Source organism: Streptomyces sp. NPDC002845 (genome assembly GCF_053591955.1).
The window spans coordinates 17,600-31,889 of record NZ_JBSFUU010000073.1 but is presented as its reverse complement, the minus strand read 5'-3'; the positions used below and the strand labels follow the sequence as shown (position 1 = coordinate 31,889).

The window sequence follows — 14,290 nt, the reverse complement described above, 5'->3', positions numbered from 1 at the left end:
GCTTCCTCCCGGTACTCCTCGGTGCTCCGTGGTGCTCCGTGGTGCTCCGTGGTGCTCCTGTGGGGGAAGTGACTCCAGACTCGCTTTCCAACGGTTAGCGTCCGTGCAGCCGACGTACAGGACAGGGAATGGACTGCTCCAACTTACGGAACGCAGCAAGAGAGTTACTCACTGTTGTACTCGGGCCCTCACAGAAGGCCGACTCCCGCCCCGGGCGATACGACGCCCATCCCGACCGCCGTCATCGCCTTCTAGAGCACCGTGAGCGCCGGCCCGAAGGTGATCAGGAGGGGCAGCAGCAGGGCGAGCGACGCGGCCGTGGTGGTGGCCGCGCGGTGGGCCGGGGTGAGGCGGGGCGGGGGTTCGAGGAGGCGTTCGACGCGGTCGCCGAGGAGGCGGCGGGTGTTCGAGCAGGTCAACACGCCGCGGTGCTGGTTGAGTTCGATGAGCGCGAGGGCCGTCGTCAGGTGGCCGCAGCGGCGGGACGCCGTGTCGTCGGCGGCCAGTTCGACCAGGCGGTGGGTCTGGTCGGCGAAGTGGGCGAAGAGGGGGATGCGCGGGAAGCCGGTGGCGAGGGCCGTGGACAGGCGCAGCAGCCAGTCGTGCCGGGCGCGGGCGTGGCCCAGTTCATGGGCGAGTACGGCGTCCAGCTGACCGTCGGTCAACCGCTGCAACGCACCCGTGGTGACGACGAGTTGGGGCGCGGAGCCCGACATCAGCCAGGCGTCCGGATACTCGTCCTCCAGCACGAGCAGCGGCCCGCGCGGCGTCGGCAGGTCCCCCGGAAGCTCGGGCGCCCGCTCCCGCAGCTGCGCGTGCCGAAGCTGCCGGATACGCCGCGCGTCCACGACCTCCCGCGCGAGCATCGCCCCCGTCCAGGCCGCCCCACAGGCCAGCAGCAGCGTCAGTACGGCCGTCCAGGGCGGCGCCGCCGCGAGGTCGTACGCGGCGGTCACGGACTCCGGCGCCGGGGCGAACACCCGCCCCCGCACGGTCTCGAACACGGCCGCCGCCCCCAGCACGAGGGCGGAGAAGCAGCACAGCAACACCGCCCCGACCAGGCACTGCCACGCCCACAACGCGACCACGGGCTCCCTCTCCGGCCACACCGCCCGCGTCAGGGCCCGGGGTCCCAGCACCGTGGCGGTCAGGGCAACGACGATCAACAGGAGCAGGAGTACGGTCACGCGACTGGCTCCGGTTCCTTCTCGGCGGCTCGGGCGGCAGTGCGCCGTACAGGTTACCGGCCGTCACCACTCCGGCGGACGTGTCTCAGTCCACGAACTCCTTGAGCGGCTCGGTGTCGAGGGTGATGTTCACGGGGTCGGGGAGCTTGACGGTGGCGCCGAAGGGAAGCTTTTCCTCGTGCCGGTAGCAGCCGTCCTCGGGCTGGTTGAACACCACGACCGAGCAGTTGTCGCGGTCGATGAGGAGGTAGACGGGGATGCCGACGGCCGCGTAGCCGTCGGGCTTTTCGACTCGGTCGCGCTGGTGGGTGTCGGAGTCGTACGACGTGATCTCCACCGCCATCAGCACATTGTTCGCGTTCGACCACTCGCCGTGCCCCTTGAGGCCGCCTCTAGGTACCAGAGTCGCGTCCGCCCGGGCTCGCCCCTTGCGGTAGGCCTCGGTCTTGAGGCCCCGCTCAGGGTAGAGCCGAAGGTCAGGACGCAACTGCATGCATCGCTCCAGGAGCCACATGTAGATCTCGCTGTGGTTGCCGTCCGGCACGGGCTTGACCTGGACCTTCCCATTGATGAACTCCAGCCTCACGGTCTCCGGGGCATGGCGTTCCAGTTGCTCGAATTCCTCGACGGACATCTGCGGCCCGTGCTCGGTCCTGGGGGTCATGGCGTCGCCTCCTCGACTCCATGGTGCCCTGACCGGCACGTCCTGCACGCTCATACGTCGCTCCCGTCCGGCGGCCCTCCGGCGAGAGAGCCGCCATGCTCGTCATTTCCGGGGCCGAAGAGCCGGTCGATCCAAGCATCGGCCTCCGCCCACTCCGCCTCGGTGAAGGGCCCGTACTCCGCCTCGTACTGCCGCATGGCCGCGAGCCCGGCGGCGCGCAGTTGCTCGTGGTTCGGGTGGGTGGCGAGGTACTCCTCCACCGCGTCCGCCACCACCGCGTCGGCCGTTCGCCGATCAGCCTCCGCGTACGCTCGCAGGCGTGCGGCGAGGTCAACGCCGAGGTTCACAGACAGGCACCCGGTCCCAGTGGACTCGGTCACCCCGCCCTCCCGGCCTTGGACCGCAGTCCACCCGCCGCCCGCACCTCGGCAGCCCAGCGGGCGACGTCCACCACGTCGGCGGCGGAGACCGGGCCCGGCCGGAACGTCTCCGGGACGGCCGGGGCGGGCTTCCCGTCAGGCCCGTCCAGCCCGAGTTCCACACGGCACTCGCGGCACAGCCCGTTGACGATCTTCACGGTCCGCTCGTCCGCGTCGCAGGTGCCGCAGGCCATGATCACGCGGCCGACACGCGCACGGGAGGCGGACGCCTTCTGCCGCACCTTCACCTTCTTCGGGGGCATCTTCTTCTCCAATCGGTTGCGGGCGAGTCCGCCCGGGTTGGTGACATCGGCCGGGAGCCCGTCGGTCAAGGCTCGGGTGATGTCCCGCGGCGTCGCGCCACGGGACAGCCACTCGGCGGCGAGGCTTTCGAGGGAGTGGCAGTCCGCGTCGGACAGGGGCATACGGGGGTCCGCGGAACGGAGTTCGGCGAGAGCGAGGTACGCGGCGCTGGGCTGCGGCTCCGAGGGCTGGTCGCAGGGTTGCTCGGCGGGCGGCTCGGAGGGTTCTTCTTGGCGTTGGCCCTCGGTTTCCGGGGCCGGTTCCTCGGCACGAGCCAGGCCCGGCGCGTAGTCGGCGGTGACGTCCCTGCCCTTGCGCTCACGCGCGAAGTTCGCCCACCACTCCGCCGACCTGCGGGTACGTGACCAGTACGTCCGCGTCACCCATCGCATCGAGTTGTCCTCGACGGTGATGTGCTCCCTGATCCACCGCATGTGGCCGACGTCGATGATCCGGCCGAGAGACGTGCGGCATGCCTGCTGGCCGTAGCAGGGGTGCTCCAGGGCGAGCACCTTGTAGCCCATCGCGCGGCCGTCTTCGAGGTGATCGATGAAGACGGCGATCTCGCGATCGCGGGGGCTCAGATGTGCGAAGTCCGCGTCCGCGTGCGGGCTTTCGTCACCCACGGAGCGCTTTCCGTAACCCGTTTGGGCCACGGGGTGGGACGGGGACGGCAGGGCAGGGCTAGGGTATGTGCAAGCCACGATCGAGTCGCTTTCGATCCGTAGGTCCAGGCCCCGGAGCCGGTGTTGGCGCACCGACCGGGGCCGATCTATTGCCGCGAACCTAGAGTGACTTTACGTTCCGACGCAAGCCGATCACGGAACGTCACCCTTTCGGGTTACGCACCCTCAACTCACGTACAGACATGGTTGGTTGGGTTGGTTTTCAACCATCCCAGAACCCAGAAAAGACCAGAAAAACCAGGGAAGAGCTCGAAGCCCGAAGCCCGGGTCTCGGAACTCAAGCTCCGGGCCGACCTGCGGAGACTCCGAAGGCTCGGTCAGGCAGCGCCGACGGTCCGGTCCTCGTACTCAATGGTCACCGTGCCCCTGGCTCCGAGCGCCTCCCCGTACGTACGCATCGTCTCCAGGTTGTGGATCTCGCCTCGCTCGATCTGGGAGACCCGGGCCTGGGAGATGCTCACCAGCTCGGCCACCTGAGCCTGCGTCAGCCCCTGATCCTTCCGGATCTCCCGCAGACGGTGCCCCAGCACGTACGCCTCCGTGGCAACTCGGGCCGCACGCTTGCGCTCGGTCCACTCCGTGTCGGAGACATCGGGCCGGGCCTCACGCATACGCCTCTTGACGTCACCCCAGGTGCTGTACTGACTCATCGGGCACTGTCCTCTCCTGCCTGCCACAGTCTGCGAGATGTGTGTGAGACGGCGGCGCCGGGGTGTCCGCAGCCGTGGACGCCCCTGGCGATCGCGTCCGGCGGTCGCGTCCGGACACGAAAGAGCCCCGCCCGTCCGCCACGGGGAGCGGACTGGTTGGCGGCCGGGGCAGGTCCCGGGCCCTCCTCAAGGAGGTGATGCGCGCGCACGATCACGTGGACCGCCGTCCCCCTGGTGTGGCCCCGCATGCGGGCCGCGAGGTTCGTGACCTCCGGGAGGAGGAGCTGCACGTGGCCCGTCAGCAGCTCACGGAGGAGGGTCGTCTTCTTGGTGGCCGGCGGGCGGATGCCCCACACGTCGAGGCCGACCGTGTACGTCTCCCGGATCTTGTCCGCGTCGATCGGATCGTCCTCATTACTCATCGGCTTCCCCTCTCCGCCTTCGCGCGCCGGAACCGGGCAACGGCGAGGAGCTGGGACACCGCGTCCGGAACGGCGAGGTTGCCGGGGCCGTCCATTGGGACGCACCAGTACGAGCGCACGCCCTCCGGCTCGGTGCTGTCCGGCCGCGGCACACCGAGGAAGCAGCCGCGCCCGAGGAATTCCACCTCGGGGTCCCGCCGGGCAGCCCACGTGTCCTGCTTCCCGGCGCTCACCGGTACGAGGACGTAGTACCGCTGGGCATACAGGTCCAGGAACACCGGACCGCCCAGCAATGCCTCCGCGAGGAAGGCGTCGATCTCCCTGGTGTTGTCCGTGCCGGCCGCTGCACGCACCAGGTCGGCCGAGACCCGGATCGCGCCGAAGAGGCCACCACACCGCAGGAGCGCGATTCCGCTCTCCTGCCACTCGGTCCGGGCCTGCTTCATGTCCTGCACCGCCGCCAGGAGCCAGGTACCGACCGCGATTTCACGGTCCTTGCGGGAGTGCACGAGCACACCCGCCCCTGCCTCCACGGGGGCGCGTGCCTCTGGAGGGCTGGTCGATCCTGCGTCTCTGGAAGGCATAGGGGACTCCCTGGTCCACGGTTGTGCTCGTCCTGGTACTCAGACAACCGCCGAACCAGTGCTGTTGTGGATGCCGTATGGACCGGGAGTTACTCGCAGGCACCCTGCCGTTTTGACGATCCCTTTGCTCTCGGCTTCGACGGCAGCCCTTAACGTTCTGTCATGCCGTGGACACGGAACGACGCACTCGCATCGTGGATGCAGAAGCACGGAATGCTCGTCAGGGAGCTGACATCCCTGGTCAACACAGCAATCGACGACCTGACGGGCCGTTACGGGACAGTCCACGAGAGGCACATTTTCAAGCTGCTCAACGGCGAACACCGGTCACCCAACGCCTTGTTGAGGACAGCGCTTGAAACGGTCACGGGTCTCCCAGCCGCAGAGTTAGGCTTCGTTCCTCGGGGGAGTAAGAACTCAAGCCCTTCCCCAGCACCCGAGGACGACCCCTTGTATCGCCGCACTTTCCTTGCCGCGGCCACCGCCGCTGGAGCTTCACTCACCGCGCCTTCCACCACGCACCGCCGACTCGGATCTGCCGACGTGGACCGGATGAACGCCAAGTTGGCGGCCGTCGTCAGCATGGACAACAAGTACGGGGGGACGCAGGAACTCCAGGAGCATGCCGCCGCGCTCGCCGCGGAGACGGTGGATCTACAGAACTCGCACACAGCGTCCGCCCGTATCCGGTCCGAGCTGTACGGCGTCGCGGCAGCGTTCACAGCGAGCGCCATGTGGGCCGCCATCGATGGTCGCCGCCTGGAGGAGGCTGAGCCCTGCCTCAACCAGGCCGTCACCCTCGCGGGCCTGGCCAACAACCGCCACGTGCTCTTCCGAGTGTGGGGCCACGCCGGGATCATGTACCGGCATCTTGGCCGCCCCGCCGATGCCATCGCCACGGGTGAAGCCGCTCGGGCCACGTCCATCACCCGCAGTGACCCGCTGTACGCCTCGCTGGCACTGGCACGACTCGCAACCTTCCACGCCGACCAGGGTGACGACCGCAGCGCCCTGCGCGCGATCGGACTCGCTCAAGCCAGCTTCGACCGCGCCGACCAGACGAAGCACCGCCCCCCGTGGATGGGCTTCTACGACCAGGCCGAACTGGACAGCTTGGCCACATTCGCCCACCTGCGACTCGGAAGGTGGCAGGAAGCAGAGCGTCACGCACACCGATGCCTCGCCGGGCTACGCCCCGACCTTGAGCGCAACCGTGCCCTGACGTACGCCAATCTGGCCCTCGCCCAACTCGGCCAAGGCGACATCGAGCCAGCCGTCACCGCGGCTAAGACCGTCCCAGCTCGGATGGCTGGACACGGCCGCGTGCACATGCTCCTGGACACCTTCACCAACCGACTCATGGCCGTAGCACCACGCAGTTCCGAGACCACTGCGTGGCTCGGACACCGGAGGGCTGTCGCATGAACGGCACGATCACCTACCGCAGGACCGGCGACGTCGAAGAAGTACGGCAGCTCATCCTCGACATCCACGTTGAGGTGCGCGGAGAGTTCGGGCTGATGGATCGCCCCTTCTACCGCCGCGATCGGTTCGACGAACGGTTGACCGCGTACTCGTCGCGTGTCGGCTGGGAGGCCGTTGTCGGGTACCACGGTGAGGAACCGATCGGGTACGTCTTCGCTGTGCCGCTTGGTGAGAACACCGCATGGTGGTCAGCGGAGAGGGAACCGCTCCCCGAGGAGTATGTGAAGGAAGACGGCAAGAGGACCCTGGCCCTCAACGAGATTCTCGTACGACGGCCGTGGCGGGGCGCCCACGGCAAGGGCGCCGCTCGCGCACTGCACGAGGAGCTGCTGTCGCAGCGCCAGGAGCAGCGCGTCACTCTGCTGGTCAATCCGGCGTTGTCCGATGGGCGTCTCAAGACCGTGTACGAGTCCTGGGGTTACAAGCAGATCGGCAGTCAGCAACCCTTCGACGACTCGCCAGTCTTCGCCACGATGCTGCGGGACCCCCTCCGCCAGTAGCCGGAGGCCGAGACGTTGCCGTGGAGCACCCGGGCGGGACGAAGCGCCCCGCCCTGCCGAAGAGGACGGCGAGGGCGCTCCTCAGTCGTCGTCACCGAACAGGGATTCCATGTAGTCGGCGGTGGCGTCCCCCATGCCGGGGTAGGCCTCGAAGGCAGTGCCGTCGAAGACGCCGTACCCGGCAGCCGGAAAGCCGGTCGCCGGGTCTCGAATCGGAACTACGGCGCTGGACGGGAACACGTGGCCGCGGCCGGGCCGTCAGGTCACCGTGACCATCAGGGACGTACTGCGGGGTACGGCCTCGTCGTAGGAGGCGGTTTCGGGGGCGCTCGTGTCGATGAGGCGGATGAGCAGGGGAGTCGAGCCGCGGGGGCCCTCGCCGAGGGCGCGTAGGCGGTAGTGGTCGATGCGGGAGGCCTCGCGGGGCAGAGGGGTGCCGTCGGGGTAGAGGTGGGGCGGGAAGACGTCGTTGGCCACGCGCAGGTCGGTGCGCTGCCAGGCGCCGGTGGCCGGGGCGCGGCGTTCCAGGACGAGGCCGTTGGAGTCCGAGGGGGCCGTCTCGTCCACCATGATCTCCATCTGGAGGGCCACGTGGAGGTGCGGGTACGCGCGGGTGTTGCCGTTGCGGATCGAGACCGTGAACTCCTGTGCCGCGCCGCCTCGTTCGAGGGTGATCCGGCCGCCTTCGGTGGAGGCGAACATGCTGATGGTGGTCGGGACAGGTGCGGGGCGGGTCGTCCGGGAGGGAGAGGGGGGTGGGGGCGCCTTGAGTGTGGGGGTGGGTGGGGGTGGGGATGTGGGTGTAGGGGTGGGGGTTGGTGTCTGCCGTTCGGCCTCTGTGGGGCTCGGGGGCGGCGTCGGGGTGGAGGGGGCAGCGGTCGTGGATGCCTTCTCGGTCGGTGGTGCCGCGGTGGTGGCTTCGCTGTCCGGGCCACAGGCCGTGAGGAGCAGTGTGGCCAGGGTCGTCGCGACCGTCGACGCGACCGCCGCTGTGGCTCTTCCTCGGGCTTGGGTGTGTTGCACGGTTCGTTGCCCCCCGTTGACCGTTTGAGCCGTATATCCGTTTCGGCTTGTCGAAAGTCCGGTCACCGTAACGGGCGGCGTGCAGCGGGAGGGCAACGTCGAGGTGTCGCTTGGGACACGACGTGAGGCGGGGGCGCGGGGGCTACTTGACCTCTCGTAGCCCCAGCGGCCCGGCGATCTCCTCCGCCATGACCTTGCCCGCCTCGAACTCAAGGGTCTCGTCGCCCATACCCTGGTCGGTGTCGAGGCCGTCGAGTTCGGCCAGGGGCTGGTTCAGGCGGACGTGGGCCACGACGGACTGGAGGGCGCGGAGGGTGGCGGAGGCGGTGGTGCCCCAGTTGGAGAAGTACGAGAACTGCCACCACCACAGGGCCTCGGTGGTGCGGCCCGAGCGGTAGTGGGCCATGCCGTGGCGGAGGTCGGTGATGACGTCGGCGAGGTCGTCGGAGATACGGGCCGGGACGCGGGCGCCCCGCGGCTCGTACGGGTCGAAGACCTCCGAGTAGACGTCGACCGGGTCCAGCAGGCGGGCCAGGTTCTCGCGGAGCCCGTCCACGTCCGGCTCGGGGCCGAGGTCGGGCTCGTAGCGCTCCTCGGGGACGATGTCCTCGTGGGCGCCCAGGCGACCGCCGGCCAGGAGGAGCTGGGAGACCTCCAGGAGGAGGAAGGGGACCGCCGAGTCCGGCTCGTCGCCCTTCGCCACCTCGGTCACCGCTACGAGGAAACTCTCGACCTGGTCCGCGATCTGGACCGCGAAGTCGTCCGGGTCCTGGTTGGTCGCGTGCAGCGTGGCGTCAGACATCTAGAAGTCGTCTCCCCTCGAAGGCGCGGCCGAGGGTCACCTCGTCCGCGTATTCCAGGTCGCCACCCACCGGGAGGCCGCTGGCCAGGCGGGTGACCTTGAGGCCCATGGGCTTGATCATGCGGGCGAGGTACGTGGCCGTGGCCTCGCCTTCCAGATTCGGGTCCGTGGCCAGGATCAGCTCGGTGACCGTGCCGTCGGCCAGGCGCGCGAGGAGTTCTCGTATGCGCAGGTCGTCGGGGCCCACGCCCTCGATCGGGCTGATCGCGCCGCCGAGCACGTGGTAACGACCGCGGAACTCCCGGGTGCGCTCGATGGCGACGACATCCTTCGGCTCCTCCACCACGCAGATGACGGAGGGGTCGCGGCGGGTGTCGCGGCAGATGTTGCAGTGCTCCTCCTGCGCGACGTTCCCGCAGGTCGCGCAGAAGCGGACCTTCGCCTTGACCTCCATCAGGGCCTGGGCGAGGCGGCGTACGTCCGTCGGTTCCGCCTGGAGGATGTGGAAGGCGATCCGCTGCGCGCTCTTGGGACCGACGCCGGGCAGCCGCCCCAGCTCGTCGATGAGGTCCTGGACCACGCCTTCGTACAACGGACTGCCGTCCTTCCCGGGGTTCCTTCAGTGCGTACGGTAGTTGGCCGGGGCCCGGCTTAGAAAGGCAGGCCCGGGATGCCGCTGCCGCCCAGGCCCTGGGCGAGGGGGCCGAGCTTCTGCTGCTGGAGCTGCTGGGCGTTCTCGTTGGCCGCATGGACCGCCGCGACGATCAGGTCCGCGAGGGTCTCGACCGTCTCTTCAACGGATGCAGCCTCGGGGTCGACCGCCTTCGGGTCGATCTTCAGGGCGCGCAATTCGCCGGAGCCTGTCACCGTGGCCTTCACCAGGCCGCCGCCCGCCTGCCCGTCGACCTCGGTCCTGCCTAGCTCCTCCTGAGCGTTCGCGAGGTCCTGTTGCATCTTCTGGGCCTGCTGGAGCAGCTGTTGCATGTTGGGCTGGCCACCACCGGGGATCACGATCAGCTCGCCTCTTTCCGAATTCGGGGTGTGTTCCCGTCTGGCATGAGCCTACGTGGTCGGCGCGTCCGTCGCCCAAGCACTCTTTCGGGTGAGACCGGCCGGAGCCTATACCTGATCAAGACCTGATCAAGCGCCTCGTCCGGGGTGAAAAACGACGAAAACTCCGTCCGTGCCACCCATTGGGAGGTAGGAAAGGGGGCGGCACCGTCACACGGTGTCGCGGGGCGTCGCGGGGTGTGACATTCGGCGGCGGCGGGCAGTGTGCTGGACGAGCTGGGCAGTCAGCAGTAGTGGACAGTCAGCAGTAGGGAGTGCCGGGTGAGCCACCAGCCGGAGATGCGGCCCGAGGGACCGGAGGGACCAGAGGGAACGTTCCCGTCCCGGGACGGGTGGGACGGGTGGGGGGACGGCGCGGGTGGGTGGGCCGGTGACGATCTGACCGGGCTGGGCGATCTGACCGGGCGGGCGTTTCCTACGGGGGACTGGGCGGAGCCGGCGGAACGGCTGGACGAGCTGTACCGGTGGGTGGAGGCGCGGGCGCTGCAGACGGCGGCGTGGTATCTCGCCGGGCGGGTGTGGAAGCGGCGGGGGGCGCGGGCGTTGCGGGTGGGGGCGGCGGTCGGGGTCTTCGCCGGGGCCGCGCTTCCGCTGCTCGACCTCGCCGGGGTGATGGGCGGGGTGGCTCCCTGGGGGTATCTGGCGCTGCTGGTGGGTGTCGCGTGTGTGGCGGGGGACCGGTTCTTCGGGGTCACCTCCGGGTGGATGAGGGATGTCGCCACGGCTCAGGCTGTGCAGCGGCGGCTTCAGGTGCTGCAGTTCGACTGGGCGTCGGAGAGTGTGCGGGAGGTTCTGGGGCCGACGGAGGGGACGGCGGGGGAGGCCGCGGAGCGGTGTCTCGGGGTGCTGCGGCGGTTCTCCGAGGACGTCACCGAGTTGGTGCGGGCGGAGACGGCGGACTGGATGGTCGAGTTCCGGAGCGGGCCTGTGCCGGTGGGGTTGCATGCGGTGGGGGCGTTGGGGGCGGGGGTGCCCCGGCAGGACGCCGGGTCCAATGGGCGGCTGCCCATGCCGCCGGGGGCGCGGCCGAACATGCCTCGGCAGCGGCCGCCGGAGCCGCGGTGAGGGGTGGGGGTGTTTTTCGCCCCCGCCGCCCCTACCCGTCCCGTCCTCCAGGGACTCCGCCCCTTCGACCCCGTCAGGGGTGCGGGGAACTGCGCGAAAAGCCACAAACAACCCGCAGTCCGCCGACATCCCGGTGGGGAGGACGGGGGTTCACTCGGGGGCCGTGGTCTCGCGCCAGACGACCTCGTAGCCCGCGAGGTCGGGCTCGGTGCCCCAGGTCCTCGCCCAGCCCGCCTCGTTCAGTTCGTCCTCGTGTACGTCAGCGACTCCCCCGACTCCGCGTTCACGCGGCGCAGACTGCCGTCGGGGAGGATCGTGACCTCGGTGGCCCCGCCCGGGGTGCAGGAGGTGGCCGGTTCGCCGACGGTGACCGCGGACGGGCCGATCGCCAGCGGGCCGCCGTCGGCCGGCTCCTCGGCCAGCTCCGCCTGGAACACGCAGTGGTACCCCGGCCCGTCCGCCGTGAGCGACAGCACCGTGTCCCCGGCCCCGCCCTGCTGGATGACCAGACGGCGGGGGTTGCGCCCGGTGCCGTTGTCGATGGTGGCGTCCCATGTGCCGAGGAACCGGGCGGGGATCGCGCCGCCGTCGCCGGGGGCCCGCGGTTCGCTGGTGGACGGGCTGGGCTCGGCGGTCGTGGGGCCCAGGGATTCCGGGGCCCCTGGGGCCGTGGACGCCACGGCGGGCGGCGACGCGTTGGACGCCTTGCCGTCGCCCCCGGTGCCGCCCGCGTCGCCCCTCTGCATCAGCGCGTACACCGAGCCGCCCGCACCGAGCGCGACGACCAGGGCGACGACGATGAGCACGACCGTGGAGCGGCCGCCGGTCCCGCGCGGGGGTTGGGGTTGGGGGTACGGGACGACGTCCGTGTGCGGAGGGGCGACGGCCGTACCGTACGGCCCGTATCCCGGTCCCGGTCCCTGTCCCTGTCCCTGTCCCTGTCCCTGTCCCTGAGGGTAGCCGCCGTACGCCGCGGGCTGGGGGTGTGGCTGCGGAGGGCCGCCGTACGCGGGGTGGGGAGCGACGGCGGGCGGGATGGTGGGCGGAACGGTGGGTGGGGGTGGGGGCGGGTGCCCTGGTCCCACGGTTTGTGTCGGCAGCCGGTCGACGGGGGTTGAACGTTCCTCGGGGGCGGCGGGAGCATGCTCCGGGGAGGCTGCGGGGGCTGCGGGGGCACCTTGAGCCGCTCCCCCGGCCGCTCCCGTCTCTCCCCCCGGCCCCTCCGGGTCCTCCGTATCCAGCAACTTCACCGCGTGCCGCCCGAGTTGGGCCACCAGCGCGCTCGGCAGCCACGGGTCCCGGGACCGCCCGTCCAGGACGGTGTCCTCGGCTCCGGTCCGCGCCAGGATCTGGCCGAGCGTGGGGCGGGCGGCGGGGTCCTTGCGCAGACAGTCGCGTACGAGATCGGCGAGGCCCTCGGGCAGGCGGCCGAGGTCGGGCTCCTCCTGCGCGATGCGGAACATCAGGGCGTGCGCACCGGAGTCGGCGGAGCCGAAGGGGAGGTGGCCGGTGGCGGCGTACGCGAGGACGGATCCCAGGCAGAAGACGTCGCAGGCGGGAGTGATCCGGTCGCCCCGGACCTGCTCGGGCGCCATGAACCCGGGCGAGCCGACGAGCGCGCCGGTCCGCGTGAGTCCGCCGTCGGTGACGGTCTCCAGGGCTCGGGCGATCCCGAAGTCGATCACCCGGGGTCCGTCGATGGTCACGAGCACGTTGGACGGCTTGAGGTCCCGGTGGATGAGCCCGGCCGCGTGGATGTCCCGCAGCGCGTGCGCGAGCCCGGCGGCGAGGGTCCGCACGGACCGCTCGGGCAGCGCCCCGTGGTCGTGCCCGACGACGGCCTGGAGGCTGGGCCCGGCGACATACCCGGTGGCGACCCACGGAACGACGGCCTCGGTGTCGGCGTCCAGCACCGGCGCGGTCCAGTACCCGCCCACGCGCCGCGCGGCCCGCACCTCCTGCCGGAACCGCGCCCGGAACTCGTCCTGCGCGGCCAGTTCCCGCCGTACGACCTTGACGGCGGCCGTACGCCCCCGCTCGGACCGGGCCAGATACACATGCCCCATCCCACCGGCACCCAGCCGCCCGATCAGCCGGTACGCCCCGATCTGCTGCGGATCCCCGGCCTCCAGCTTTCCCACCCCCGCACCCCTTCCCCCGCCGTGTGCAACAGACGGAATTCAGGCCGATCGTAGTGCGGGGGCAGGGGAGGCGAGTCGGGCCGCCTCTACAACTCCGTAACAGGCTCCGGCGAATCCGGCGCGGGGGAATCCAGCGATTCCGGCGATTCCAGCGATTCCAGTACGGCGGACAGGCGCTCCAACACCCGTACGGCCTCCTCGAACTCGTCCTCGCCCAGGGTCTCGGCGAGGCGGTCGGCGAGGGCCGCGTGCCCCGGGTCGATCCTGGCGACGGCGGCGCGGCCGGCCGGGGTCGGGGTGAGGAGCTTGGCGCGGCGGTGGGCCGGGTTGGGGACGTACTCGGCGAGGCCCTGGCCGACGAGGAGGTCGGCGATGCGCTGGACGCTCTGGCGGGTGATGCCCATGACGCGGGCGATGCCGGAGACGGGGAGCGGGTCGCGCAGCACCGCGCCGAGGACCTGCCACCAGGCCGCGGTCAGGCCCGCCGGGCGCGCCATCTCGTCGGCGGCGGCGAGGAACTGGCCGTTGAGCCGGAAGACGGTGAGCGCGGTCCGGCTGAGCAGGTCCTGACGCTCGCGGCTCACTGAGTGGCCGCCTCAAGAACGGCGTACGCCTCCGGGTCCGAGTCGTGGAAGAGGCGGTACCAGGCGTCGAGGACCTCGCCCTCGTAAACGCCGAGGAGCCGGAAGACCTCGCGGGCGAAGGCGACGGGTTCGGTCGGGCCGGCGGTGACGAGGGTGCCGCTGCTGTCGGTGACCGCGTCCGCTTCCGTGTAGTGGTCCGCGCCCTTGTAGCCGGTGGCCGCGAGATAGAAGGAGACGGCGCTGGTGTGCTCGCGGTCGTCGAGCAGCCCCTCGCGGGCCAGACCGGCCGTGGCCCCGCAGATCGCGGCGACGGGAACGGGGGCGTCGGCGTCGAGGAAGGCGCGGGCCTTGCGGGCGAAGGGGGCCAGGTCATCGCTGCCCGCCGCGGTAGCGGCTGATGTCTCAGTCCAGAGGTCGGCGCCCGTGAGGATCAGCAGCGCGCTGTCCTCGGGGCGGAGTTCGTCGAGGGCCATGTCCGGCTGGATACGGACGCCGGCGATGGTGCGGACCGGCTCGCGGGTGGGGCCTACGGTCACGATCTCGTACCCGGCGCGGGCCAGCCAGGCGGTGGTGTGGCCGGTTTCCCAGTCGGCGTAGGTGTCGTAGACGGCGAGGTGGACGGGCTTGCGGCGGCTGTCGTTCATGGTTGGTTCCCCTCGGGCACGCCGAATGATTATGACAACATGCTGTCACTTTGCCAGCAT

Annotated in this window: 18 protein-coding genes; 3 read left to right on the top strand and 15 right to left on the bottom strand. The window is 70.4% G+C overall.

Annotated elements, in window-relative coordinates:
* Positions 1-251 precede the first annotated feature (251 nt).
* From ACWD3C_RS37000 to ACWD3C_RS36970, 7 genes are all read right to left on the bottom strand, one after another.
* Entirely contained in the window at positions 252-1,187 is a 936-nt protein-coding gene (locus tag ACWD3C_RS37000) for a M56 family metallopeptidase (RefSeq protein WP_451151063.1), read from the bottom strand.
* Positions 1,188-1,272: 85 nt separating this feature from the next.
* Complete coding sequence (locus ACWD3C_RS36995) at positions 1,273-1,851, bottom strand: Uma2 family endonuclease (RefSeq protein ID WP_451151061.1); 579 nt, start codon at positions 1,849-1,851, stop codon at positions 1,273-1,275.
* A 50-nt stretch (positions 1,852-1,901) separates the two neighbouring features.
* Positions 1,902-2,198, bottom strand: coding sequence for a CopG family ribbon-helix-helix protein (locus tag ACWD3C_RS36990; protein ID WP_451151059.1), 297 nt, complete (start codon positions 2,196-2,198; stop codon positions 1,902-1,904).
* A gap of 29 nt (positions 2,199-2,227) precedes the next feature.
* Positions 2,228-3,199, bottom strand: a complete 972-nt coding sequence (locus tag ACWD3C_RS36985; RefSeq protein WP_451151057.1) for a hypothetical protein — start codon at positions 3,197-3,199, stop codon at positions 2,228-2,230.
* Positions 3,200-3,576: 377 nt separating this feature from the next.
* A complete protein-coding gene (locus tag ACWD3C_RS36980) occupies positions 3,577-3,909 on the bottom strand; it encodes a helix-turn-helix domain-containing protein (protein ID WP_451151055.1) in 333 nt (110 codons plus the stop codon).
* A complete protein-coding gene (locus ACWD3C_RS36975) occupies positions 3,906-4,331 on the bottom strand; it encodes a DUF6415 family natural product biosynthesis protein (protein ID WP_451151053.1) in 426 nt (141 codons plus the stop codon). Before ACWD3C_RS36975 ends, ACWD3C_RS36980 begins: the two co-directional genes overlap by 4 nt.
* Positions 4,328-4,915 (bottom strand): hypothetical protein, encoded by a 588-nt coding sequence (locus tag ACWD3C_RS36970; protein ID WP_451151051.1) that lies wholly within the window; start codon positions 4,913-4,915, stop codon positions 4,328-4,330. The genes ACWD3C_RS36975 and ACWD3C_RS36970 overlap by 4 nt, the downstream gene beginning before the upstream one ends.
* 552 nt (positions 4,916-5,467) lie before the next feature.
* On the opposite strand from ACWD3C_RS36970, the gene ACWD3C_RS36965 reads away from it, so the two are divergent.
* Both ACWD3C_RS36965 and ACWD3C_RS36960 read left to right on the top strand, forming a co-directional pair.
* Positions 5,468-6,340, top strand: a complete 873-nt coding sequence (locus ACWD3C_RS36965; protein WP_451151049.1) for a Tat pathway signal protein — start codon at positions 5,468-5,470, stop codon at positions 6,338-6,340.
* Positions 6,337-6,900, top strand: coding sequence for an N-acetyltransferase (locus ACWD3C_RS36960; protein WP_451151047.1), 564 nt, complete (start codon positions 6,337-6,339; stop codon positions 6,898-6,900). The genes ACWD3C_RS36965 and ACWD3C_RS36960 overlap by 4 nt, the downstream gene beginning before the upstream one ends.
* A gap of 81 nt (positions 6,901-6,981) precedes the next feature.
* On the opposite strand, the gene ACWD3C_RS36955 is transcribed toward ACWD3C_RS36960, so the two are convergent.
* The 5 genes from ACWD3C_RS36955 to ACWD3C_RS36935 all read right to left on the bottom strand — a co-directional run bounded on the left by ACWD3C_RS36955 (position 6,982) and on the right by ACWD3C_RS36935 (position 9,736).
* On the bottom strand, positions 6,982-7,140 hold the full coding sequence (locus ACWD3C_RS36955) for a hypothetical protein (protein WP_451151045.1): 159 nt from the start codon (positions 7,138-7,140) through the stop codon (positions 6,982-6,984).
* Between the two features lie 18 nt (positions 7,141-7,158).
* The gene (locus ACWD3C_RS36950; RefSeq protein ID WP_451151043.1) at positions 7,159-7,602 is read right to left on the bottom strand and encodes a hypothetical protein; all 444 of its coding nucleotides are present in this window, start codon (positions 7,600-7,602) and stop codon (positions 7,159-7,161) included.
* A 463-nt stretch (positions 7,603-8,065) separates the two neighbouring features.
* Positions 8,066-8,725, bottom strand: a complete 660-nt coding sequence (locus ACWD3C_RS36945; RefSeq protein ID WP_451151041.1) for a DUF5063 domain-containing protein — start codon at positions 8,723-8,725, stop codon at positions 8,066-8,068.
* Entirely contained in the window at positions 8,718-9,317 is a 600-nt protein-coding gene (gene recR / locus ACWD3C_RS36940; protein ID WP_451151039.1) for a recombination mediator RecR, read from the bottom strand. Before recR ends, ACWD3C_RS36945 begins: the two co-directional genes overlap by 8 nt.
* Positions 9,318-9,376: 59 nt before the next feature.
* A complete protein-coding gene (locus ACWD3C_RS36935) occupies positions 9,377-9,736 on the bottom strand; it encodes a YbaB/EbfC family nucleoid-associated protein (RefSeq protein WP_451151037.1) in 360 nt (119 codons plus the stop codon).
* Between the two features lie 339 nt (positions 9,737-10,075).
* On the opposite strand from ACWD3C_RS36935, the gene ACWD3C_RS36930 reads away from it, so the two are divergent.
* A complete protein-coding gene (locus ACWD3C_RS36930) occupies positions 10,076-10,861 on the top strand; it encodes an SLATT domain-containing protein (protein ID WP_451151095.1) in 786 nt (261 codons plus the stop codon).
* Positions 10,862-11,100: 239 nt separating this feature from the next.
* On the opposite strand, the gene ACWD3C_RS36925 is transcribed toward ACWD3C_RS36930, so the two are convergent.
* From ACWD3C_RS36925 to ACWD3C_RS36915, 3 genes are all read right to left on the bottom strand, one after another.
* The gene (locus tag ACWD3C_RS36925; RefSeq protein WP_451151035.1) at positions 11,101-13,002 is read right to left on the bottom strand and encodes a serine/threonine-protein kinase; all 1,902 of its coding nucleotides are present in this window, start codon (positions 13,000-13,002) and stop codon (positions 11,101-11,103) included.
* A gap of 86 nt (positions 13,003-13,088) precedes the next feature.
* The gene (locus ACWD3C_RS36920) at positions 13,089-13,586 is read right to left on the bottom strand and encodes a MarR family winged helix-turn-helix transcriptional regulator (RefSeq protein ID WP_451151033.1); all 498 of its coding nucleotides are present in this window, start codon (positions 13,584-13,586) and stop codon (positions 13,089-13,091) included.
* A complete protein-coding gene (locus tag ACWD3C_RS36915; protein WP_451151031.1) occupies positions 13,583-14,230 on the bottom strand; it encodes a DJ-1/PfpI family protein in 648 nt (215 codons plus the stop codon). The genes ACWD3C_RS36920 and ACWD3C_RS36915 overlap by 4 nt, the downstream gene beginning before the upstream one ends.
* Positions 14,231-14,290 lie beyond the last annotated feature (60 nt).

Coding starts and splice junctions, on each gene's coding strand:
- ACWD3C_RS36960 (WP_451151047.1), top strand. CDS start 6,337: ATGAACGGCACGATCACCTACCGCAGGACCGGCGACGTCGAAGAAGTA.
- ACWD3C_RS36945 (WP_451151041.1), bottom strand. CDS start 8,725: ATGTCTGACGCCACGCTGCACGCGACCAACCAGGACCCGGACGACTTC.
- ACWD3C_RS36965 (WP_451151049.1), top strand. CDS start 5,468: ATGAACGCCAAGTTGGCGGCCGTCGTCAGCATGGACAACAAGTACGGG.
- ACWD3C_RS36930 (WP_451151095.1), top strand. CDS start 10,076: ATGCGGCCCGAGGGACCGGAGGGACCAGAGGGAACGTTCCCGTCCCGG.
- ACWD3C_RS36995 (WP_451151061.1), bottom strand. CDS start 1,851: ATGACCCCCAGGACCGAGCACGGGCCGCAGATGTCCGTCGAGGAATTC.
- ACWD3C_RS36970 (WP_451151051.1), bottom strand. CDS start 4,915: ATGCCTTCCAGAGACGCAGGATCGACCAGCCCTCCAGAGGCACGCGCC.
- ACWD3C_RS36915 (WP_451151031.1), bottom strand. CDS start 14,230: ATGAACGACAGCCGCCGCAAGCCCGTCCACCTCGCCGTCTACGACACC.
- ACWD3C_RS36975 (WP_451151053.1), bottom strand. CDS start 4,331: ATGAGTAATGAGGACGATCCGATCGACGCGGACAAGATCCGGGAGACG.
- ACWD3C_RS36980 (WP_451151055.1), bottom strand. CDS start 3,909: ATGAGTCAGTACAGCACCTGGGGTGACGTCAAGAGGCGTATGCGTGAG.
- ACWD3C_RS36950 (WP_451151043.1), bottom strand. CDS start 7,602: ATGTTCGCCTCCACCGAAGGCGGCCGGATCACCCTCGAACGAGGCGGC.